This is a genomic window from Vibrio sp. Vb1127 (genome assembly GCF_033338735.1).
Classification (GTDB): Bacteria; Pseudomonadota; Gammaproteobacteria; order Enterobacterales; family Vibrionaceae; genus Vibrio; species Vibrio alginolyticus.
In genome coordinates this window covers 43,894-66,402 of the sequence record NZ_JAWOTF010000020.1, presented here as the reverse complement: position 1 = coordinate 66,402, position 22,509 = coordinate 43,894, and the positions used below count along the sequence as shown (strand labels likewise).

Here is a 22,509-nt window from a genome sequence, read left to right as displayed (position 1 = left end):
GGAGCGACACACGAGGTTCGAACTCGTGACCTCAACCTTGGCAAGGTTGCGCTCTACCAACTGAGCTAGTGTCGCATCAACAACGTTTCCGCTGTTTAGGGCTGCGAATTATAAGAGCATTTTTTTGTGATGCAAGTCCTTCCTTCAAAAAAACTTTATTTTTTTACTGAACGACGAAAAAGCAATCAAAAGCGATATAAATTACAACAATTTGGATCGCAACCTTAACAGTTAAATCTTGAAAATAGTACCTCGATAGTACTTAAGTTCTGCGATGGACTCACGAATGTCGTCCAAGGCCAAATGTGTTCCCTGTTTTGTGAACCCATTTAGCACCTCAGGTTGCCAGCGACGTGCTAGTTCTTTAAGAGTACTAACGTCAACATATCGGTAATGGAAGAACTCTTCCAACTCAGGCATATGCTTGTATAAAAAGCGGCGATCCTGCCCAATGCTGTTACCACATATTGGCGACGCCCCTTTTGGCACCCATTTTTCTAAAAATTCAATGGTTTGTGCGACTGCGTCTTGTTCTGAGATTTGACTGTTTCGAACGCGCTCAACCAAACCGCTTGCCGTATGCGTATTAGTACACCAGTCGTCCATTTTCGCTAGTTCTTCTTCCGGCTGATGAATCGCTAACACTGGACCTTCAGCCAAAATATTTAGTTCGCTATCCGTGACAATAGAAGCAATTTCGATGATTTTGTGCGTTTCAGGATCAAGCCCTGTCATCTCTAAATCAACCCAAATTAGGTTTTGATCGCTAAAGGACATGGTTACGCCGCCTATTTGTTTATCGATAAAAGAGGTACTATACCTCAAAATACGAGAAACACGATACTCATACACGGAGCCAAGAGTACGGCTCAACCATTTGAGTAAATTCACATAAAGTACAGAATTGTGGCAAAGAAGAAAAAGTTAACCAAAGGTCAGGTGCGACGCGTACGTAGCAACCAACAAAAGCGTTTGAAGAAGCAAGAAGATTCCATTCAGTGGGATGAAAACATGCTAGGCGCCAGCAAGCAAGGTCTCGTGATCACTCGTTTTGGTCAGCACGCGGACATTGAAGACCTTGAAACAGGCGAAATTCAACGCTGTAACCTCCGCCGTGGTATTGAGTCTCTAGTATCTGGCGATCGTGTTTTATGGCGCGAAGGATTGGAGTCTATGGCGGGCATCTCTGGTGTTGTTGAAGCGGTAGAACCTCGCTCTTCAGTGCTCACTCGTCCAGATTATTACGATGGTCTAAAACCCGTTGCAGCCAATATTGATCAAATGGTCATTGTCTCTTCGGTATTACCAGAGCTATCGCTAAATATTATTGACCGCTATCTCGTTGCATCAGAAACACTGAATATTGCGCCATTGTTGGTCTTAAATAAGGTCGACCTTCTAGAAGCCGATGACCGTGCAATGTATGAAGAATGGCTCAAAGAATATGAACGTATTGGCTATAAAGTGCTTCTGGTCAGCAAGAAGTCTGGAGAAGGCATTGCTGAACTAGAAACCCTACTGCGTGATCGAATTAATATCTTTGTTGGTCAATCAGGCGTAGGGAAATCCAGCTTAGTCAACGCGTTAATGCCGGAACTAGAGAGCGAAGTGGAAGAAGGCGAAGTCTCTGAGAACTCTGGCTTGGGCCAACACACCACGACGGCTGCACGTTTATACCACATTCCAACGGGTGGCGATTTGATCGACTCACCTGGAGTACGTGAATTTGGTCTTTGGCATTTGGAAGCAGAAGAAGTAACAAAAGCATTCGTGGAATTTCGACCATATTTAGGCGGTTGCAAGTTCCGAGATTGTAAACACAATGATGACCCAGGCTGCCTTCTACGCGAAGCTGTCGAGAACGGGGAAATTAACGAAACTCGCTTTGAAAACTATCATCGTATTTTGGAAAGCATGGTTGAAAACAAAGCAAATCGTCAGTATTCACGTAATAAAAAAGCCGATCTTTAATTGAGTTAAGGCTGTAACTGTGTAAAAAGTCTTCACCTAATACTGACAAGCAAATTAAATTTCAGTAACATCACGCGCCCTAAAGCGCGAATCTAACAGAAGTATCGGAATTAAAGATGGACAAGTTTAAAGTTGGACTGCAGTACTGGATCCCACAACACGGCCTCACTCGCCTAATGGGTAAACTGGCTTCAGCAAAAGCTGGCGGTCTAACAACAGCAGTTATTCGTTGGTTTATCAAACAATACAATGTGAATATGGATGAGGCAAAGCACTCAGATCCTAAACATTTTAAAACGTTCAACGAGTTTTTCGTTCGTGAGCTAAAAGAAGGCGCACGCCCAATTTCTGAAGGCGAAAACGTCATCACTCATCCAGCCGACGCTTGTGTTAGCCAGTTTGGCCCTATTGAAGATGGTCAACTTATCCAAGCAAAAGGTCATCACTTCTCAGCACAAGAATTGCTGGGCGGTGACGCGAATTTAGCTGACGAATTTAAAGATGGTTCTTTTGCAACATTGTACCTATCTCCGCGCGATTACCACCGTGTACACATGCCATGTGACGGCACTCTGCGCCAAATGATTTACGTACCAGGTGACCTGTTCTCAGTAAACCCTCTGACAGCAGAAAACGTACCGAACCTATTTGCACGTAACGAGCGTGTGGTGTGTATCTTCGATACTGAGTTTGGTCCAATGGCACAGGTGCTTGTTGGTGCGACAATTGTTGGTAGCATTGAGCAAGTATGGGCTGGCACGATCACTCCGCCTCGTGGAAACACTGTCTACAAATGGAATTACCCAGCAGAGGGTGACAAGGCCGTGATCTTGAAAAAAGGCGAAGAGATGGGCCGCTTCAAACTGGGTTCTACTGTTATTAACCTGTTTGCCAAAGACGCGATTGAGTTTGACGCAAGCATGGAAAACGGTAAGCCAACCGTTATGGGCACACCTTACGCCTTGAAAAAATAAGCAAAACTCCGTTAAAGAGCCCTTTATTAAGGGCTCTTTTTATTGATAAAAAGCAAAACTCCGTTCGAAATTTAGCCTCTATTTCTCAAACTCATACCTGCCTCTAAGACCCTCATTCCACAATCAATTATCCTGCGCTTAGAATGAATATTTAGAGGGGCAGCCAATGCCAAAGATGAGTGTAAACACGTTGGCGAAATTGCTGGTGTGCTTTTTAATTCCGCTTGGTGTTTTGATGATGCCGATCGATGCTATTCCTATTGACGATCTCACTTTAATTCAGCATCGCCTGTTGGCTATTTTTCTTCTTGCTGCCCTACTTTGGGTTCTCGAGCCGGTTCCCGTTTTTGCTACGTCCATTCTTATTATCGCTCTTGAACTGATCATGATATCGGATAAAGGTTTGCATCTATTTCGCAATCCACCAGCGGGGCATGATTTAGGAGAGTTAATTGCTTACACCGATATTTTCTCGGCCTTCTCTTCACCGATCATTATTCTTTTTATGGGTGGTTTTGCTCTCGCGATTGCGGCTTCCAAATACGAGCTCGACAACAACCTCGCCCGAGTACTATTAAAACCATTCGGCACCCAACCTAAGTTCATCATGCTGGGCTTGATGTTAATTACCGCCGTTTTTTCAATGTTTATGTCCAATACTGCCACGACCGTGATGATGCTAGCCCTGCTTGGCCCCATCGTCGCTTCAGCACCTAAAGGGGATTTAGGGATTAAAGCGCTGGTGCTGTGCATTCCAATTGCCGCGAATACAGGCGGCATTGCGACTCCGATAGGCACGCCACCTAATGCGATAGCGCTTCAATATCTCACTGGAGCAAACGCGATAGACTTCCTATCGTGGATGACAATGGGTCTACCATTTGTGTTGGTACAACTCACTGTAGCTTGGTTCTTGTTGCAAAAGCTGTTTCCGTCTAGCGAACCAGAAATGAAACTAAAGCTAGATGGTACATTCAAAAAGAGCTGGCGTGCGATCGTCGTCTACATCACTTTTGCACTAACCATTTTGCTTTGGATGACAACGAAAGTGCATGGCATGAATACATATGTTGTCGCGATTATCCCACTAGCAGTGTTCACGTTAACGGGCATTATGGGAAAAGAAGAGCTCAAGCTAATTAACTGGGATGTTTTATGGCTGGTTGCCGGTGGTATAGCAATTGGTATTGCCTTAGACAAAACAGGCTTAGCCGAAGCATTAGCGCACGCTATTGATTACAGCCTGCTATCACCATTTGCCGTTGTTTTAGCCCTATCGGTAGTGTGCTGGTTAATGGCGAACTTTATGTCTAATACCGCAACGGCAAACTTATTGATGCCTATTGCTGCCGCTATTGGTACATCCATGCCAAGCCTTATTGCGGTTGGTGGCCTACAAGGTTTACTGGTTGTCGTCGCCTTCTCCGCATCACTTGGCATGATCTTACCGGTTTCCACACCACCAAACTCTTTGGCTTATTCAACAGGCCTCATCGAGAGCAAAGACATGGCGAAAGTAGGCCTGATTCTCGGTTTGATTGGTCTACTTATCGTGTATGGCGCAGTTTTGGTACTGTTTTAATCGAAGAGCTCCATGAAAAAGCGTGTTGTCATGGAGCTGCTCTCCAGCTACTGCCCTTACAGAGCGGCTTTTACATCCCATAAATTTCGTGCATATTAAGACTCCTCTACTCTACAAGGACGTCGACACATCATGGGTTACGAATGGCTTGCTTTATGTGCCGCTTTTCTGTGGGCAGTTTCTAGCCTTATTTCTGTCATTCCTGCACAACACCTAGGCGCTTTTTCTTACAGCCGCTGGCGCATGGGCTGTACGGCCGTGATCTTATCAACAATGGCCTGGATAACTGGCGGCTGGTTAACGGTTTCTTGGGAACATGTAACGCCAATGATGGCCTCAGGACTGATTGGTATTTTTATTGGCGATACCGCTCTATTCGCGTGTTTGAATCGTATGGGGCCAAGACAAGCCGGGTTACTCTTCTCTTGCCACGCCGTGTTCTCTGCCATCTTGGGCTACTTCTTATTTAGCGAAGTCATGACCACAATAGAACTACTGGGCGCATCATTGGTATTTAGCGGCGTGGTGATGGCGATATTCTTTGGCCGAAGAGGTCAAGTGAATAACGTCTTGGAAGACATTAAAGGTAACATCTGGGTGGGTATTGGACTTGGCTTAACTGCAGCAATGTGCCAAGCATTGGGCGGCATCATCGCCAAGCCAGTAATGCAAACCAGTATTGACCCAGTTGCGGCTTCTGCTATTCGAATGATCAGTGCCTTTTTCGCCCACAGCATGTTGTTAATTCTAGGAGTCAAAGTCACTCGCTCGACGCAACACATTACTTGGCGCATATTTGGTATTACTGCGCTTAATGGTTTCTTGGCGATGGCCGTCGGCATGACGCTAATCTTATACGCACTGCAAGAAGGAAATGTAGGTATGGTTGCACTGCTATCTTCAACCACGCCAATTATGTTGCTACCACTGCTCTGGATTTACACGAAACGCCGACCAAACCGATTTGCATGGTTGGGCGCAGCCCTAGCTGTGATTGGTGCGGGCATATTGGTTCAGTAACCTTACAGACCAGCCCTTACTGCCAGATACAAAAAAGCCCGAGTTTAAACTCGGGCTTTTGTCATTCGGAGCCGTTAGTTAATCATTTAACTAGTACTTCACCCGTCATTTCTGCTGGGATTTCTAGACCAGCTAGAGAAAGCATGGTTGGTGCAAGGTCAGACAGTTTACCGCCTTCTTTGAATTCAACCGCTTTGTCACCTACATAGATTAGAGGTACTGGTAGGTTAGTGTGAGCAGTGTGGATGCCGCCAGTTTCAGGGTCGATCATCATTTCTGCGTTACCGTGGTCCGCAGTGATCAATAGTTGACCGCCAACTTCTTTGATTGCTTCAACCACTTTACCCACACTTTCATCTAGAGCTTCGATTGCTTTCTCAGCCGCTTCATAAACGCCAGTGTGACCAACCATATCTGCGTTCGGGTAGTTACAGATGATGGTATCGAACTTACCAGACTTGATAGCCGCAACCATCTTATCTGTTAGTTCTGGAGAGCTCATTTCAGGCTGCATGTCGTACGTTGCAACTTTTGGAGAAGCAACCAATTGACGCTCTTCGCCTTCAAATTCGTTCTCAACACCACCGTTGAAGAAGAAAGTCACGTGTGCGTATTTCTCTGTTTCAGAGATACGTAGCTGAGTTTGACCTTGTTTAGATAGCCACTCACCGTAAGTGTTTTCTAGAGACGCAGGTGGGAATGCGATAGCTAGAGGGATATCAGCCGCGTATTGAGTCAGCATCACAAAGTTAATTGCTGGGAATGCTGCACGCTCAAAGCCGTCAAATGCAGGAACGAATGCACGAGTGATTTGACGTGCACGGTCAGCACGGTAGTTCATGAAGATAACCGCATCACCATCTTGCATGATTGCGTCTTCTTGACCTTCTGCTTTGATAGCTGTTGCTTTAACGAATTCGTCGTTTTCTTCACGAGCGTAAGCCGCTTCTAGACCTTCAACTGCCGTTTCTGCTGTGAACTCAGCTTTAGCTTGAGTTAGAAGATCATAAGCAACTTGGACGCGATCCCAGTTGTTGTCACGGTCCATTGCGTAGTAACGACCTATTAGAGAAGCAACGCGGCCTTTACCTAGTTTCGCAAATAGGTCTTGGAAACGTTGTAGTGAGTTTTCAGCACTACGTGGTGGTGTGTCACGGCCGTCTAGGAAGCAGTGTAGGTAGATTTTCTCTGCGCCACGCGCCGCTGCCATTTCAACTGCTGCGTAAATGTGGTCTTCGTGAGAGTGAACACCGCCTGGAGACATCAGGCCCATGATGTGTACTGCTTTTTCAGCTTTCACAGCAGAGTCGATTGCTTCAACTAGCGCAGGCGTTTGTTCGAACTCACCATCAGCAATTGATTTAGTGATACGAGTCAGGTCTTGGTATACAACGCGGCCTGCACCAATGTTAGTGTGACCAACTTCAGAGTTACCCATTTGACCATCAGGAAGGCCAACATCCATGCCTGAAGCAGAGATTAATGTGTGTGGGTTATTCGCAATCAGAGCATCCATTACTGGTGTTTTCGCATTCGCAATTGCGTTACTTGCTGTGTCTTCACGGTAACCGTAACCGTCAAGGATAACTAGAGCCAATGGCTTCTTAGCTGACATAGTGATGACCTCATCAAATTTAAGTAACTTTTGGCGTAGGGCCTCGCTGCCCTATCTAACCTTGAAACAAAACTAGCGTAATTTTACTACACTTTTTAACCAAAACTGTAGGTTAAGATCAAATAATGTTTGCGATTTATTGTTGCTATCTTACAAGTTAAGCGAACAACGAGTCAGTGCCGACAAACGTGTTCCACAAGCATAGTCATTCCTAATACGCTTTGTACACCCCAGTCTAAGTTCGGTTTTCTTACGCTTCTCATTCTTATTTTTGCACTTGAAACAGTGCTAATTTAAAGCAACATCAAACAAGATGGGTTAATACCTATTGTTCTCTTTTCTCAGTAAAACAGAAGTCACTTAAACCGATAAGTCCAATAGGCAAAAGCAATCAAGCTACCAGAGCGAAATGTACGGATAGTAAGGGCATAACGGGTTTATAGAGATCTCAATTATTCGTTAGAAAATTTTAACCCTCTCGCCTAAGAGCCGTAACCTCGCTATACTCCTGCTTTATTTTTCCGCCAACAGCGTAAGAGCTCAAGACATGCAAGAGTACATTGAATTTTTCCAACAGAACATGATTCTATCTTTGGTTTGGGTAGGTCTTCTTGTCGCCTTTATCATGAACATCGTGAAATCAGCGACAGCCGCATACAAAGAAATCAACGTAAACCAACTGACTCATCTTATGAACCGTGAAAACGGCGTTGTAGTGGATATCCGTACCAAAGACGAGTTCAAAAAAGGTCATATCACCGACTCACTTCACATTTTACCGTCAGACATCAAAGCGGGTAACTTGGGTAGCCTTGAAAACCACAAATCAGACCCAATCATTGTGGTATGTAAGACAGGACAGACCGCTCAAGAAAGCGCAAACCTACTAGTAAAAGCTGGCTTCGAAAACGTGAGCCTACTAAAAAATGGTTTGATTGCGTGGAACGAAGCGAACCTGCCGTTAGTTCGCGGTAAGAAGTAGGAACGTGGCAAGAACGAAAGTTCGCGTTTAAACGCGCTTTTACCAAGCCTCGCGGACAAAAAACTGAGCAAATTGAAAGCAGTTGGAGCACTAAGTTGTGACGCTTTGCACGTAATACACGCTTCATCTAGTCAAGGTAGATTGGCTCAGTTAGTCTCAGGACATACCAGTTTTCTGAGCTTAGACGTTTCTAGGCTCAACAAATATTGATTTAAGGATTAAAAAATGGCTGAAGCAGCACCTCAAGACGCACAACAAAACTTCGCAATTCAACGCATCTTCCTAAAAGACGTTTCTTTTGAAGCGCCGAACTCTCCAGTAATTTTCCAGAAAGAGTGGAACCCAGACGTTAAACTAGACCTAGACACTCAAAGCCGTGAGCTTGGTGAAGGCGTGTACGAAGTTGTTCTACGTCTAACCGTTACTGTAAAGAACGAAGAAGAGACTGCGTTCCTATGTGAAGTTCAACAAGGTGGTATCTTCACTGCTGAACAAATGGAAGCTGGTCAACTTGCACATTGCCTAGGCGCATTCTGCCCGAACATCCTATTCCCATACGCTCGTGAAACTATCTCAAGCCTAGTCGTTAAAGGTACGTTCCCTCAACTGAACCTAGCGCCAGTAAACTTTGACGCGCTATTCATGAACTACCTACAACAGCAAGCTCAACAAGGCGAAGCTGAAGCGTAATTCACGTTTTATAAGTGACGAATAGCCACAGTGCTGACGTCACCGAATCAAATAAAATGCACAGAGCGTCTACCATCCGATGCAATGTGCATTTTTTATTTCTGACAAAAGTTCCTAGTTCCTAATCGCCAGAAGGCGTAAAATTTGACGATTAGGAACTAGATTCTACTAGTAGCAAGACAATTAGGCGGTAGCATGACACAAGCAAATACAAACAATGCTTACGGTAAAGACATCGCAATGACTGTGATTGGCGCAGGCTCATACGGCACCTCTTTGGCAATCTCACTCGCTCGTAACGGCGCGAACGTTGTCCTTTGGGGACACGAGCCAGAGCACATGGCTCGCCTAGAAGCAGACCGAGCTAACCATGCCTTTTTACCAGGTGTTGATTTCCCTGAAAGCTTGATCATTGAATCGGATTTAGAAAAAGCCGTTCAAGCAAGCCGAGATTTGTTGGTTGTGGTTCCAAGCCATGTCTTTGGCATCGTGCTAAACAGCTGTAAACCATTCTTGCGCGAAGACTCTCGCATCTGTTGGGCAACCAAAGGGCTTGAACCTGAAACGGGGCGCCTACTGAAAGACGTCGCTTATGACATTATCGGTGAAAACTACTCACTAGCAGTATTGTCTGGCCCAACGTTTGCGAAAGAGCTCGCAATGGGTATGCCGACTGCAATCTCTGTTGCGTCTCCAGATTCTGAATTTGTTGCGGATCTACAAGAAAAAATCCACTGTAGCAAAACCTTCCGCGTATATGCCAATAGTGACTTTATTGGTATGCAATTGGGTGGCGCTGTGAAAAACGTTATTGCGATTGGTGCGGGTATGTCTGATGGTATCGGTTTTGGCGCCAATGCCCGTACTGCATTAATTACTCGTGGCTTGGCTGAAATGAGTCGCCTTGGTGCTGCGCTGGGTGCACAGCCAGAAACCTTTATGGGCATGGCGGGTTTAGGCGATCTTGTCCTGACATGTACCGATAACCAATCACGTAACCGACGCTTTGGCTTGGCATTAGGCCAAGGTAAAGACGTTGATACGGCTCAAGAAGAAATTGGTCAAGTGGTTGAAGGTTACCGCAATACAAAAGAAGTATGGCTACTTTCTCAACGTATGGGTGTTGAGATGCCGATAGTTGATCAAATTTATCAAGTATTGTATCAAGGAAAAGATGCGCGCTTAGCAGCGCAAGATTTACTTGCTCGTGACAAAAAAGCCGAAGGAAAGTAGCAATCTACCGCCCTTTGCAGCTCATCTGAGAAAAATTGAAGTTGTCGGGTCACGGAAGAACCACTCTGGATATTGAGAATGAAACACTGCGAAAAACAAAAAGTCTGGAACAAAATTGTCTCAGAAGCCCGTGAAATGTCAGAACAAGAGCCTATGCTGGCAAGCTTCTATCATGCCACCATTATCAAGCATGAAAGTTTGTGTGCCGCTCTGAGTTATATTCTGGCTAACAAATTGAACACCGCTTCCATGCCAGCGATGGCTGTGCGTGAAGTGGTTGAAGAAGCCTTTGCGGCTGATCCAACCATCACTGACGGTGCGGCTTGTGATATTTGTGCCACGGTCAATCGCGACCCTGCTGTTTCAATGTATTCAATGCCATTGCTGTACCTAAAAGGCTATCACGCACTGCAAGGCTACCGAGTAGCAAACTGGCTGTGGAAGCAAGGTCGTCACGCTCTTGCGACTTACCTACAAAATCAGATTTCGGTAGCATGTCAGGTCGATATTCACCCTGCAGCGCGCATTGGTAGTGGTATCATGCTCGACCATGCAACAGGCATCGTGATTGGTGAAACTGCCGTGGTCGAAAACGACGTGTCTATACTGCAAGATGTCACCCTTGGTGGTACTGGTAAAGAATGCGGTGATCGTCACCCGAAAATTCGCGAGGGTGTGATGATCGGAGCTGGTGCAAAGATTCTTGGCAATATCGAAGTCGGTGAAGGCGCGAAAATCGGATCTTGCTCTGTGGTATTGCAAGCCGTGCCTCCTCACACAACGGTGGCTGGCGTGCCTGCAAAAATCGTCGGACGTCCAAAAACGGACAAACCCTCTCTCGATATGGATCAAGGCTTTAACGGCAAGTCGCAAAGCTTTATCCATGGAGATGGTATTTAATCGTCAACAAACCTTTTTGACAACAACGTGGTAGGTAACTCTCAAGTGCGAAAACAAAATCACCCTGTTCTACGCTCGGCTATTTTATTAACTTGTGCTTTATCTGCCACTTATCCCATTACCTCCTCTGCTGTGAGTCAGCAAGAGCTCAAAGGCGTATCCAGTGAGATAAGCCGTCAGCGCAAATCGCTCTCTTCCCAAGAAAAGCAGCTCAATGAGTTACAGAAGTCACTAAAAGATCAAGAGCTTGGTATTTCTAAGCTTGAGCGTGAAATACGACAAACCAAGTCTAACCTCGCACAAGCAGACAAAAACATAGAAAACCTGGAAGAGAAAATTGCCTTGCAAGAAGCACAGCGTCAAGAGCAAGAAGAAGAACTCAAACAGCTGCTGCAAACGTATTACGTAACCGAGCGAGCGAAGGCCAATGGTCACTTGTTAAATCAAGGTGTGGAAGAAGACCGCATGAGCCAATACTTCCAGCATTTAGCTAAAGCACGTGCTGAAGTGATTGATGCGATCACCAAAATAACCCAAGAATTAGCGCACAACAAAAACCAGCTCGAGCTAGAAAAAGAGCAAATCGAGACTCTGCTCAAGCAGCAATCCGAAAAACGTACAGCACTAGCGAGTACACAATCCAAGCGTAAGCAAACCCTGAATAAAATTCAGAGCAGTATCAAGAATGACAAACGCTACTTAGCCGAGCTGCAACGCAACGAAACCCGTTTAAAAGCAGAGATCGCCAAAGCAGCGAAGCGTAATGCGGTGCCAATGGACGGACTCGGCAAACAGCGCGGTAAGTTGCCTTGGCCACTCAAAGGCAGTGTGTTACACAACTTTGGTACGCGACAAACCGGGCAGGTAAACTGGAAGGGCATGGTGCTGTCTGCCAACTATGGTCAACAAGTGAAAGCCGTTTATCCTGGTACTGTCGTATTTGCTGAGTATCTGCGCGGATACGGTTTAGTGGTACTGCTCGACCACGGAAAAGGTGACATGACCCTCTATGGTTACAACCAAGCGTTAACTAAAAAAGAAGGCGATCGAGTCACCGCCGGCGAAGTGATTGCTCTCGCGGGTGATACAGGTGGTCAAGACAGACCATCGCTGTACTTTGAAATTCGTCGTAATAGTGAAGCGCAGAATCCGAAATATTGGTTAAAGCGCTGATTATCTGACTTATTGACTTGTCATAAAAAAGGAGCCACTCGGCTCCTTTGTTGTATTCATGTTTTGGAAAACGCTATGCGTAGTAGGTTTCTACCGCATCAATAAAAGCATTCACATCATCTTTGCTTAACGCGTTGATTCCTGCCGCCGCCTCTCGCCCCCCACCTGTCGGGAACTGACCACACACGGCAACGGCACCTTGTTTATTGTTTAATGGGGCACGGAGTGAAACCGTATAAGTCCCATCTGCATTTTCAGTAAGTACCGCATGCGCAGAATCAGGGGTTTGGTTTGCTAGCCAGTTGCCATAAACACCACTGATTCGGCGTGATGCCGCCGTGTTTGGTAACTCAAACAACTTCAGCTTACCGCTCTCATGCATGGCAGGCACTGCGAGAGCCGCCTCCATGTCTTGTTGGTAAGCCGATTGCAATTGGTAGTATGGCGAGGCCGTATCTTCAATAGCTTCAAATGGTGATGTGTACTTCAGCAAAGCTCGGTACAGCTCCGCAGGGTGAAAGTGTAAATCTTCGACTTTCGATCCGTAGCCGTTGTAGTTAATTAAAGTACCCAGCTCTTTTAGCTGCTCTTTCTGTTGCTGCGACAAGCCCGCGTTATTCGCTAACTCATCGGCTTTAGCAATCATGTTATCGCCATAAGCCGCCGTAATCGCCCAGTCATGAAAACGCCCATCAAGCAACTTATCGACAATCAACGCCGTGCACATGTTGGCATCGAGATCGATGTGCGCATCCAAATTACCATGCTGAGGAATGTCGCCCGCTTTGTGATGATCGGCGTAAAAGACGTGCGCGCCTTGAGCCAAAGCTTGCTCTAGACCTGCCATGTTCTTTTCCATCGAAATGTCTAACACAGTCAGCTCATCACCCGCTTGCACATCTACTTTTTCCACCAGCTTGATGTCGCGCTTTACACCGGTTATTAACTGGGCATCGACAGGATCAGCCAAACGCAATTGTAGAAGAGCAATGATGCCATCAGCATCACCATTAAAAATGTCGTAATTCATGGGGCGATAGTTCCTTTATCGAGAATCTTATCCCTGCAAGGGTTTTTAGCGTATGGGACTATTGTGCGTGGCATATTTGACAAGTCAACTCGAGCCACGACTCGAAAATGAGAGTGACTCTCGAAATATTAAGCAGTTTGACGTTTAACTGTGTAGATTGCTAACCGCATCTTCTAATAACAGTAGCTGCTCTAAGCCCTGCTCAGTTGCTAATGGCTTAACGACATTAAGCATCTGCAACATCCCTTGCTTCACCATTTGCTCAGTAATGTTGGTTTTTGAAGCCATCGCAGATTGATACGCCAACCAACTACACGCAATCAAGTGCAATGTACATACCAGTGACTTCAACTGTTGTTGATCGACATTCAACAGCTTCATCGTTACGAACTCTTGCATAATAGCAATGAGGTTCGCTTGCAGCTTCTCTTGCACATCGATGTACTGTTCGTGTAGCTGTTCATCTCGTGACAAGATTTCTGGTAAGTTTGCGTAGAAAAAGCGGTATTTCCACATCAAGGTAAAAATAGAGTCTAGGTAGCTCTTCAGCATAGTCAGGCTCTCTTGCGAACCTTGAATAGGGGTAAATCTTTCTAAAAGTTCTGCTGAATAAAGCGCAAAGATCTCACGAACGATTTCTTGCTTATTGCGGAAGTGGTAATACAGATTACCAGGGCTAATTTCGATGTGATCGGCAATGTGATTGGTGGTGATGTTTCGCTCACCATGTTGGTTGAACAACTCCAGTGCCGCGTAGACGATTTTGTCGCGCGTTTTCATTGTTATCGTGTTCCCTCTTCATTAACGAATCGAGTATAGCGACTTCACCAACCTAGGTCGATAGAGGCTCCAAATACGGTAACATAACAGACCAGTTAAGATGCCAGTTGAGTTGGCGACAAGGTCTAACCAAGAAGTTTGTCGCCCTACATACCCTTGCAACCACTCAATAACGGCGCTGAATAGCAAAATACTAATCGCCACCGCCCAACGTTGACGCCAACGCCACACACAAAAACAACCTAAAAACGCAAAGCCGCTGTACGCCATAGCGTGCTGCATTTTGTCGAGATACGCGATATTGCCCCAGTCTTGCAGTTCACCTGAACTCAGAGATAAAAAAGCGATCAATATGGCGTAGCTAAAGATGACGAAACGTGCAGCCGTCAGGTTCATTGGACGTCCTTATGCAATTGGAAATGGAAAGGCCGTCACTTGATCAATGTGGTCACAGCCTAGCGCCAGCATGATCAAACGATCGATACCCAACGCGACCCCTGCACAATCTGGCAACCCTGCTTCCAGTGCAGAGATCAGATGATAATCGATCGGCTGTGGTTTTAAACCCATTTCGATACGCTTTGCGTTATCTTGTTCAAAGCGCGCTAATTGCTCTTTCGGGTTATCCAGTTCATGAAATCCGTTCGCCAGCTCTATCCCCTTAAAGTACACTTCAAAACGATCCGCGACGCGATGATCTTGAGGATTGATTTTCGCAAGCGCCGCCTGTGATGCAGGGAAGTCGTACACAAAAGCCGGCACGTCCTGACCAATTTTGTTTTCTACTCCCACGCTAAATAGTAGTTGCAGCAGCGTATCGCGATCTTCTTCTGGCTCAGCAATGTCACTCAAACCCAGCTTGCTTGCCGCCGCTTTCAGCTCAGTCATCGAGCCTTCCAGTGGACACACACCCAACACATCAATGAAGGCTTGCTGATACGTCATGCGCTGCGCTGCGCCACACTTCAATACCAGCTGCAACAGGTCATCCATTTCATCCATCAATTTATGATGGTCAAAGCCAACGCGATACCACTCCAACATCGTGAATTCAGGGTTGTGGTAGCGACCATTCTCTTCATTACGAAATGCTTTGTTGATTTGATAAATACAACCGCTGCCCGCAGCCAAAAGGCGCTTCATATGGAATTCTGGGCTGGTCATAAAAAACAGCTTACTGCCATCGGCATAGCCTGGGCCAACAAACTCGGTTTGGAAAGTATGCAAATGGATGTCAGTCACGGTTGCGTGACTCATGGCTGGCGTATCGACTTCCATCACCTGTCGGTCAGCGAAGAATTGTCGAATCGACGCGATTAACGTCGCACGTTGACGAAGTTGGTCAATGGAAGCAGTAGGTTGCCAGTTGGTTTGCATAACAAGTCTCTCAAACTTTAATTCAGCGAGGAAAGTCTCATTCTACATGCTTTTTACTCTTCAAGAAGAGAGGAATATCCCTTCTTCTTTTTACTAATGTGCTCGCAAATTTGAGGCAAGCATTACTCGTGCCGCAGAACAAAAAACACTCAGTTAAAATCCTATTATCCATGCGGTTAATGTCACGCAACACGGGTTTAACATCCCTAATGTTAATGCTTGAGGGCCAAAACCTCGATGCCGTGATAGCAGTCACATAACCTATAAATTCTATGCCCTTAAGTGCATTACCGAAGCAAAAACCCAATTACATCAATTTTTCTGCCATGTGGCTCATCTACACTAACCCTACTACTTTTGGGGAGTTCTTTTTAAGGAGCGCCTCGTAATGACAATAACAAGCGGATTTCCGCAATCACACACTGGAGGATAACTGTGCAAATTATCACCACAGATATCGCAGTCATCGGCGCAGGCGGCGCTGGTCTTCGTACTGCTATTGCAGCGGCTGAAGCAAACCCAGACTTAGAAGTCGCTCTGATTTCTAAAGTTTATCCAATGCGCTCCCACACGGTCGCTGCAGAGGGTGGCTCAGCAGCAGTTATCAAGGATGAAGATAGCTTAGACAACCACTTCAACGACACTGTTGGCGGTGGTGACTGGCTATGTGAACAGGATGTTGTTGAATACTTTGTAGAGAACGCGACTCGCGAAATGATCCAAATGGAGCAATGGGGTTGCCCATGGAGTCGTAAAGAGAACGGTGAAGTCAACGTACGCCGCTTTGGTGGTATGAAGGTTGAACGTACTTGGTTCGCTGCAGACAAAACTGGCTTCCACATGCTTCATACGCTATTCCAGACATCAATGAAGTACAGCAACATCAAACGTTTTGATGAGTACTTTGTGGTGGATCTGCTTGTTGATGAAGGCGAAGTTCAAGGTCTGATTGCTATTCACATGTCTGAAGGCGAGCTTGTTACTATCAAAGCAAAATCTGTTGTTCTAGCAACAGGTGGCGCGGGCCGTGTTTACCACTGTAACACCAACGGCGGTATCGTAACGGGCGATGGTATGGCAATGGCTTACCGTCACGGCGTTCCTCTACGTGATATGGAATTCGTTCAATACCACCCAACCGGTCTTCCAGGCACAGGTATCCTGATGACGGAAGGTTGTCGTGGTGAAGGCGGTATCATCGTTAACAAGAATGGCTACCGTTACCTACAAGATTACGGCATGGGCCCTGAAACTCCAGTTGGCCAACCGAAGAACAAATACATGGAACTGGGTCCTCGTGACAAAGTTTCTCAAGCTTTCTGGCACGAACAACAGAAAGGCAACACCATCAAACACCCACTGGGTGACGTGGTGCACCTAGACCTTCGCCACCTTGGTGAAGAGTACCTACAAGAACGTCTACCGTTCATCTGTGAGCTAGCAAAAGCTTATGTAAACGTGGACCCTGCAAAAGAGCCAATTCCAATTCGTCCAACCGTTCACTACACCATGGGTGGTATTGAAACGGACGGCGGTTGTGAAACTCGCATTAAAGGCCTATTCGCGGTGGGTGAATGTGCGTCTGTTGGTCTTCACGGTGCAAACCGTCTAGGTTCTAACTCACTGGCTGAATTCGTAGTATTTGGCCGCGTAGCGGGTGAAAACGCAGTGAAACGTGCGGCAGAATTCAAAGGCTGGAACGACGCGGCAATTGACGCGCAAGTCAAAGCCGTTGAAGAACGCATCGCAAAACTGATGAACCAAGAAGGCGACGAAAACTGGGCAGAAATACGCACAGAAATGGGCCACACCATGGAAGCGGGCTGTGGTATCTACCGCCAAGAAGATTTGATGCAAGCGACTATCGACAAAATCACTGAGTTGAAAGAACGCTACAAACGCATCAGCATCAAAGACAAAGGTAAAGTGTTCAACACAGACCTTCTATACGCAATCGAAGTGGGTTACGGCCTAGAAGTCGCAGAAGCGATGGTTCACTCTGCGATTCTACGTAAAGAATCTCGCGGTGCGCACCAACGTCTAGACGACGGTTGTACAGAACGTGATGACGTGAACTTCCTAAAACACTCACTTGCTTTCTACAAGCCAGAGTCAGCACCAAGTATCGATTACAGCAATGTGACCATCACTAAGTCACAACCAAAAGCTCGTCTATACGGTGAAGCAGCAGAAAAAGCCGCGGCTGAAGAGAAGAACGCAGAGGAGCAAGCATAATGTCAGCAAATCGCATTCAAAAAGTAGACATCCTGCGTTACGACCCAGAAAAAGATGCAGAACCATACAAGCAAACATTCGAAGTCCCATTCGATGAAACCATGTCTGTACTTGACGCACTTGGTTACATCAAAGACCACCTAGACAAAGATCTGTCTTACCGTTGGTCTTGCCGTATGGCGATCTGTGGTTCTTGCGGCATCATGGTGAACAACGTACCGAAACTTGCTTGTAAGAGCTTCCTACGTGACTACCCAGACGGTGTGACTATCGAGCCTCTAGCGAACTTCCCAATCGAGAAAGACTTGATTGTTGATATGACGCCATTCATCGAGCGCCTAGAAGCAATCAAACCATACATCATTGGTAACGATCGTAAACCAGAAGACGGTACGAACTTGCAAACGCCAGAACAGATGGCGAAATACAAGCAGTTCGCTGGCTGTATCAACTGTGGTCTGTGCTATGCAGCATGTCCTCAGTTTGGTCTTAACCCAGAGTTCATCGGTCCTGCTGCACTAACGCTAGCCCACCGCTACAACCTAGACAGCCGTGACAACGGTAAAGATGAGCGCATGAAGCTTATCAACGGTGAAAACGGTGCTTGGGGTTGTACGTTTGTTGGTTACTGTTCTGAAGTTTGTCCGAAGAACGTTGACCCAGCAGCGGCAGTAAACCAAGGCAAAGTGGAGTCTTCTATGGACTTCGTGATTGCTATGTTGAAACCTGATGGTTCACCAAAGAAAGTGGAGGCATAAGGATGAGCAATCGTAAACCTTACGTTCGTGAAGTAAAACGCACTTGGTGGAAGAACCATCCTTTCTACCGCTTCTACATGCTACGTGAAGCGACGGTGCTTCCGTTAATCCTATTCACTCTGTTCCTAACTTTCGGTTTAGGTTGCTTGGTGAAAGGTCCTGAAGCATGGCAAGGTTGGTTAGCGTTCATGGCGAACCCAATCGTAGTCGCAATCAACATCGTTGCACTACTCGGTAGCCTATTCCACGCTCAAACTTTCTTCAGCATGATGCCACAAGTAATGCCAATTCGTTTGAAAGGCAAACCCGTGGACAAGAAGATCATCGTATTGACTCAGTGGGCCGCGGTTGCGTTCATCTCACTGATCGTTCTCATCGTGGTGTAAGGAGCTGAGCAATGAAACCGAATTATAGTGTAAACACATCACCAAAACGTTCTGATGAGCCAATCTGGTGGGGTCTGTTTGGCGCAGGTGGTACTTGGTTCGCGATGATCACGCCAATCACTGTTCTTGTGCTAGGTATCTTGGTCCCACTAGGCGTGATTGATGCAGAAGCGATGAGCTACGAGCGTGTCTCTGCATTCGCAACCAGCATCATCGGTGCGCTATTCATCATTGGCACGCTAGCATTGCCAATGTGGCACGCAATGCACCGTGTACACCACGGCATGCACGACCTTAAATTCCACACTGGTGTGATTGGTAAAATTGCATGCTATGCATTTGCAGGCCTCATCACTGCACTAGCAGTTATCTTTATCTTCATGATTTAAGAGACTGACCAAAAAGAAAAAGCTGGCTAAATGCCAGCTTTTTTATTGCTTTGGGTTACCTATGATCTTTTTGCTTTTTAAGCTTTTGACCACCCATGATCTTATTGCTGTGCGACCTTCTTTGTCTGGTCCATAAGACCCAGAGCACCAAAGCCAGTAATCACATCTAGGTTTGTTTTCAAGCCCGTTTCGTCACTTCCACCAATGTAATTTTGTGGCATCTGAACTTGGAAGTTTTGCAAATTGTTGTACAGCGAGTTCGCTACGTCTCGATTCAATTCTGCCAAGTAAACTTCACGATTTGCTCCTAACGCCGCATACTTACCTTTTAGGACTTCAGATTCTGCGCGACCTTTCGCTAATATCGCTTTCGCTTCAAACTCAGCAGAAAGTGCGTTCGCTTTTTGAATCGCTAAGTTAGCCTCTGCGATAGCTAGCTCTTTCTCCTTCTCGACCTCAGCAAGTCGTTTGGTTTTTTCCACTTCAACGATTTCACGCTCTGCAATCTGACGTGCAACTTCCACTTCTTTTTGCTGAGCAATAATTGCGAGTTCTTTACCACGCTGAGCGTCTTGCACTTCACGAGTACGTTGAATTTCTTTGCGTAACTGCTCCGTTTCTGCCTGTGCTTTCGACGTTTCTTGTTCCTGAATCGCACGAATGCGATCCGCCACTAAACGCTTTTTATCCGCCAGCAATTGGTCGAGCTGTTTCTCTGGTTGTGGATCACCAATGGTCACCTGCGTCACTTGAATACCGTATTGTTGTAACGGATTGTCTTGACGAATTGGTTGCCCGGTTTTGTCTACGACAGGCACGGTTTTCCATACCAGTTGATTGGTGCGCTGTAATTGGTTCGGATTGGCTTGATTCGCCCCAACAGGCGCAAGATCCAACTCTTCCACTTCAACCTGACGTCGCTCTGTTAGATAAATCCCCTCTCGTAACTGATCGCCAAGTTTCGATTTGAACTGGTTCAAGCCACCTTGGAAAAACTCTTCACCCGTGTATTGGGTTGCGGTAATCACCGTTACGTTACGTGCGTTCTTTACAAGCAGCGCATCGATCAAGTTACTGTTGTTGCGGAACTCTTTGTGCATCTTCTTCACCGCTTCAGGGTCATTACTGAGCTTAAAGCGGAATGTTACGGGGATCTGACCAATATAGGTGTCGGCAAATCGAACCTGAATCGCATCAAGACGTTGATAAAAATCTTCGCCCTTGCTGTTACCGAATGACACGGTGATCACTTGGTCATACTTGGTGATTTTGGACAGAAATGGCATGCGAAAATGAATGCCAGGTTCAGTAAACACATCCAACTCACCAGTAATATTATTCTGATGCACGTAGCTGTAACCCGCATCGGTCATCAGCACCGAGCTATTAATCGTTAAGCCTATTGCCAACAGCGGTACGCCAAATACGGCTGCTTTTAATCCTTTATGTAGTAACTGACGTCTTTCTTCCACCTTTAAACCCCTTCCTAAACCTCTGCTTTCCATTTTGTTCTCCTTTTTGGATTGTTACTGAGTTAAATCGATAAAAATCAGATTGCTATGCAACTCAGCGACAAGTACTAATGTATCAAAATGTTACATTAAGGAATAATCGACAGATTCATGGAATAAATAAGATTTTTACGAATAATACAAAATCATCAAAAATTTGCGGAGGATATCGATGTTTTACGCAGAGGGATTAATCACAGGCAATAAAAAAGGCCGCCGAAGCGACCTTTCTAACAATCATATAAAGTGCTTACTTCACACGACCTACGTATTCAGCAGTACGAGTATCTACACGAATCACTTCACCAATTGAGATGAACAGAGGAACACGAACAACAGCGCCAGTTGATAGCGTCGCTGGTTTACCGCCAGTACCTTGAGTATCACCTTTCAGGCCAGGGTCTGTGTCTACAACTTCTAGCTCAACGAAGTTTGGTGGAGTAACAGTAATTGGGTTACCGTTCCAAAGAGTGATCATACAAGTGTTGTTTTCTACCAACCACTTAGCGTTTTCACCTACCGCTTTTGCATCCGCTGCGATCTGTTCAAACGTTTCACTGTTCATAAAGTGGTAGAATTCGCCGTCTGAATATAGATAATCTAGGTCGATATCCATTACGTCTGCCACTTCACAAGTGTCACCAGACTTGAATGTTTTCTCTAGCACTTTACCAGAAAGAAGTTTACGAATTTTAACACGGTTGAACGCTTGGCCTTTACCTGGTTTAACGTATTCGTTTTCCAGAATTACACAAGGCTCGTTATCAAGCATTAACTTAAGACCGCCTTTAAATTCATTGGTGCTAACTGTAGCCATTTTTTCCTCTTACATTCTTAGAGCTAAATTCAATGCCGCACATAATAACCCGAAAAGTCGAATCTGTTGAGCAAAACTGGCTCAAACAGTTGGCGAATGGGATCTCTGATCCTGCAAAATTGCTCGAAATACTGGAAATTGATCCTTCACCGTGGCAAGACGGGTTTGCCGCGCGCAAGCTGTTTGCACAGCGTGTACCGCAAAGTTTTGTCGATAGGATGGAGAAAGGCAACCCTAAAGACCCTCTTTTACGTCAGGTTTTACCACTGAGCGACGAATTTGAGGTGCATCCGGGTTACTCCAATGATCCATTGGAAGAGCAGGACAATGAAGTCCCTGGCCTGCTACACAAGTATCGCAACCGCGCCCTGATGATTGTCAAAGGTGGCTGCGCGGTAAATTGCCGTTACTGTTTTCGTCGTCACTTCCCTTATCAAGAGAACAAAAGCGGGAAACAAGCCTGGACCAAGTGCTTAGAGTACATGGCACAACAACCAGAGTTGAACGAAGTCATCTTCTCAGGTGGTGATCCATTAATGGCAAAAGACGATGAGATTCATTGGCTTTTAGAGCACATTGCTCACATTCCTCACATCAAACGTCTGCGTATTCATAGCCGTTTACCTGTGGTGATTCCTGCTCGAGTCACTGATGAACTATGCCAACTTCTGCAAGCATCAAGGTTACAAATCATCCTCGTCACTCACATCAACCATGCCAACGAAATCAATGACGAATTTGCTGAACAGATGTTCAAGCTCAAAAGAGCGGGCGTTACGCTTCTAAACCAAGGCGTTCTGCTGAAAGGCGTGAATGATTCGGTAGAAGCTCAAGTGGCGTTAAGTGAGGCCTTATTTGACGCGGGTATCTTGCCTTATTACCTCCACGTTCTTGATAAGGTGCAAGGCGCAGCGCACTACTTTATTTCGGACGAAGAAGCGAAAGCTATTATGCGCGGACTCATCACGCGTGTATCGGGTTATCTGGTACCAAAACTCACACGAGAAATTGGTGGTAGGCCAAGTAAAACGCCGTTGGATTTGCATTTAGAATAAGCTCTGACACTCAATTAAATTTGTCGTCTAG

The 22,509-nt window shown here is 45.9% G+C and carries 22 protein-coding genes and 1 tRNA gene; 14 read left to right on the top strand and 9 right to left on the bottom strand.

Annotated features, from left to right (window positions below):
* Positions 1-2: 2 nt before the first annotated feature.
* Both R7H07_RS19800 and orn read right to left on the bottom strand, forming a co-directional pair.
* A tRNA-Gly gene (locus tag R7H07_RS19800) sits at positions 3-75 on the bottom strand.
* Between the two features lie 156 nt (positions 76-231).
* On the bottom strand, positions 232-777 hold the full coding sequence (orn, locus tag R7H07_RS19795; protein WP_017635574.1) for an oligoribonuclease: 546 nt from the start codon (positions 775-777) through the stop codon (positions 232-234).
* 129 nt (positions 778-906) lie between these two features.
* Here orn and rsgA point away from each other — a divergent pair, with 129 nt between their 5' ends.
* The 4 genes from rsgA (at position 907) to R7H07_RS19775 (ending at position 5,547) form a co-directional block, all read left to right on the top strand.
* A complete protein-coding gene (rsgA, locus tag R7H07_RS19790) occupies positions 907-1,971 on the top strand; it encodes a small ribosomal subunit biogenesis GTPase RsgA (protein ID WP_005386419.1) in 1,065 nt (354 codons plus the stop codon).
* 116 nt (positions 1,972-2,087) lie between these two features.
* Positions 2,088-2,945: an archaetidylserine decarboxylase gene (gene asd / locus R7H07_RS19785; protein ID WP_149192324.1), complete on the top strand. Its 858-nt coding sequence runs from the start codon at positions 2,088-2,090 to the stop codon at positions 2,943-2,945.
* A gap of 166 nt (positions 2,946-3,111) precedes the next feature.
* On the top strand, positions 3,112-4,527 hold the full coding sequence (locus R7H07_RS19780; RefSeq protein ID WP_206960017.1) for an SLC13 family permease: 1,416 nt from the start codon (positions 3,112-3,114) through the stop codon (positions 4,525-4,527).
* Positions 4,528-4,659: 132 nt separating this feature from the next.
* Positions 4,660-5,547 (top strand): DMT family transporter, encoded by an 888-nt coding sequence (locus tag R7H07_RS19775; RefSeq protein WP_206960019.1) that lies wholly within the window; start codon positions 4,660-4,662, stop codon positions 5,545-5,547.
* Positions 5,548-5,629: 82 nt separating this feature from the next.
* Here the strand turns inward: R7H07_RS19775 and gpmM are convergent, their stop codons facing one another.
* On the bottom strand, positions 5,630-7,162 hold the full coding sequence (gpmM, locus tag R7H07_RS19770; protein ID WP_206960021.1) for a 2,3-bisphosphoglycerate-independent phosphoglycerate mutase: 1,533 nt from the start codon (positions 7,160-7,162) through the stop codon (positions 5,630-5,632).
* Between the two features lie 547 nt (positions 7,163-7,709).
* Between gpmM and R7H07_RS19765 the strand changes: the two genes are divergently transcribed.
* The 5 genes from R7H07_RS19765 (at position 7,710) to R7H07_RS19745 (ending at position 12,140) form a co-directional block, all read left to right on the top strand.
* Positions 7,710-8,144, top strand: a complete 435-nt coding sequence (locus tag R7H07_RS19765; RefSeq protein ID WP_005386415.1) for a rhodanese-like domain-containing protein — start codon at positions 7,710-7,712, stop codon at positions 8,142-8,144.
* Between the two features lie 225 nt (positions 8,145-8,369).
* Positions 8,370-8,834 carry a protein-export chaperone SecB gene (gene secB / locus R7H07_RS19760; RefSeq protein ID WP_005386410.1) on the top strand — a complete coding sequence of 155 codons (465 nt, stop codon included), beginning with the start codon at positions 8,370-8,372 and terminating at the stop codon, positions 8,832-8,834.
* Positions 8,835-9,029: 195 nt separating this feature from the next.
* Positions 9,030-10,067, top strand: a complete 1,038-nt coding sequence (gene gpsA / locus R7H07_RS19755; RefSeq protein WP_005381474.1) for an NAD(P)H-dependent glycerol-3-phosphate dehydrogenase — start codon at positions 9,030-9,032, stop codon at positions 10,065-10,067.
* A gap of 78 nt (positions 10,068-10,145) precedes the next feature.
* A complete protein-coding gene (gene cysE / locus R7H07_RS19750) occupies positions 10,146-10,967 on the top strand; it encodes a serine O-acetyltransferase (RefSeq protein WP_005381475.1) in 822 nt (273 codons plus the stop codon).
* Between the two features lie 27 nt (positions 10,968-10,994).
* Complete coding sequence (locus R7H07_RS19745) at positions 10,995-12,140, top strand: murein hydrolase activator EnvC family protein (RefSeq protein WP_169643939.1); 1,146 nt, start codon at positions 10,995-10,997, stop codon at positions 12,138-12,140.
* 73 nt (positions 12,141-12,213) lie between these two features.
* On the opposite strand, the gene R7H07_RS19740 is transcribed toward R7H07_RS19745, so the two are convergent.
* The 4 genes from R7H07_RS19740 to epmA form a co-directional block, all read right to left on the bottom strand.
* A complete protein-coding gene (locus R7H07_RS19740) occupies positions 12,214-13,170 on the bottom strand; it encodes a DHH family phosphoesterase (protein ID WP_206954764.1) in 957 nt (318 codons plus the stop codon).
* Positions 13,171-13,314: 144 nt separating this feature from the next.
* Entirely contained in the window at positions 13,315-13,950 is a 636-nt protein-coding gene (locus tag R7H07_RS19735) for a TetR/AcrR family transcriptional regulator (protein ID WP_005381480.1), read from the bottom strand.
* Between the two features lie 21 nt (positions 13,951-13,971).
* On the bottom strand, positions 13,972-14,346 hold the full coding sequence (locus tag R7H07_RS19730) for a VanZ family protein (protein ID WP_017635567.1): 375 nt from the start codon (positions 14,344-14,346) through the stop codon (positions 13,972-13,974).
* Positions 14,347-14,355: 9 nt separating this feature from the next.
* Positions 14,356-15,327, bottom strand: a complete 972-nt coding sequence (gene epmA, locus R7H07_RS19725; RefSeq protein ID WP_005381485.1) for an elongation factor P--(R)-beta-lysine ligase — start codon at positions 15,325-15,327, stop codon at positions 14,356-14,358.
* Positions 15,328-15,762: 435 nt separating this feature from the next.
* Between epmA and frdA the strand changes: the two genes are divergently transcribed.
* From frdA to frdD, 4 genes are read left to right on the top strand one after another with little or no spacing between them, the layout of a single operon-like run.
* Positions 15,763-17,562: a fumarate reductase (quinol) flavoprotein subunit gene (gene frdA, locus R7H07_RS19720; protein WP_005381487.1), complete on the top strand. Its 1,800-nt coding sequence runs from the start codon at positions 15,763-15,765 to the stop codon at positions 17,560-17,562.
* A complete protein-coding gene (locus tag R7H07_RS19715) occupies positions 17,562-18,320 on the top strand; it encodes a succinate dehydrogenase/fumarate reductase iron-sulfur subunit (RefSeq protein WP_005381489.1) in 759 nt (252 codons plus the stop codon). The genes frdA and R7H07_RS19715 overlap by 1 nt, the downstream gene beginning before the upstream one ends.
* Before the next feature lie 2 nt (positions 18,321-18,322).
* Positions 18,323-18,706, top strand: a complete 384-nt coding sequence (frdC, locus tag R7H07_RS19710) for a fumarate reductase subunit FrdC (protein ID WP_005381491.1) — start codon at positions 18,323-18,325, stop codon at positions 18,704-18,706.
* Positions 18,707-18,717: 11 nt separating this feature from the next.
* Complete coding sequence (gene frdD / locus R7H07_RS19705; protein ID WP_005381493.1) at positions 18,718-19,095, top strand: fumarate reductase subunit FrdD; 378 nt, start codon at positions 18,718-18,720, stop codon at positions 19,093-19,095.
* Positions 19,096-19,196: 101 nt separating this feature from the next.
* On the opposite strand, the gene R7H07_RS19700 is transcribed toward frdD, so the two are convergent.
* Both R7H07_RS19700 and efp read right to left on the bottom strand, forming a co-directional pair.
* On the bottom strand, positions 19,197-20,600 hold the full coding sequence (locus R7H07_RS19700) for an SPFH domain-containing protein (protein WP_005386397.1): 1,404 nt from the start codon (positions 20,598-20,600) through the stop codon (positions 19,197-19,199).
* Between the two features lie 256 nt (positions 20,601-20,856).
* Positions 20,857-21,423, bottom strand: a complete 567-nt coding sequence (gene efp, locus R7H07_RS19695; protein WP_005381500.1) for an elongation factor P — start codon at positions 21,421-21,423, stop codon at positions 20,857-20,859.
* 32 nt (positions 21,424-21,455) lie between these two features.
* On the opposite strand from efp, the gene epmB reads away from it, so the two are divergent.
* On the top strand, positions 21,456-22,478 hold the full coding sequence (gene epmB / locus R7H07_RS19690) for an EF-P beta-lysylation protein EpmB (protein ID WP_005381502.1): 1,023 nt from the start codon (positions 21,456-21,458) through the stop codon (positions 22,476-22,478).
* The last annotated feature ends 31 nt before the right edge of the window (positions 22,479-22,509 follow it).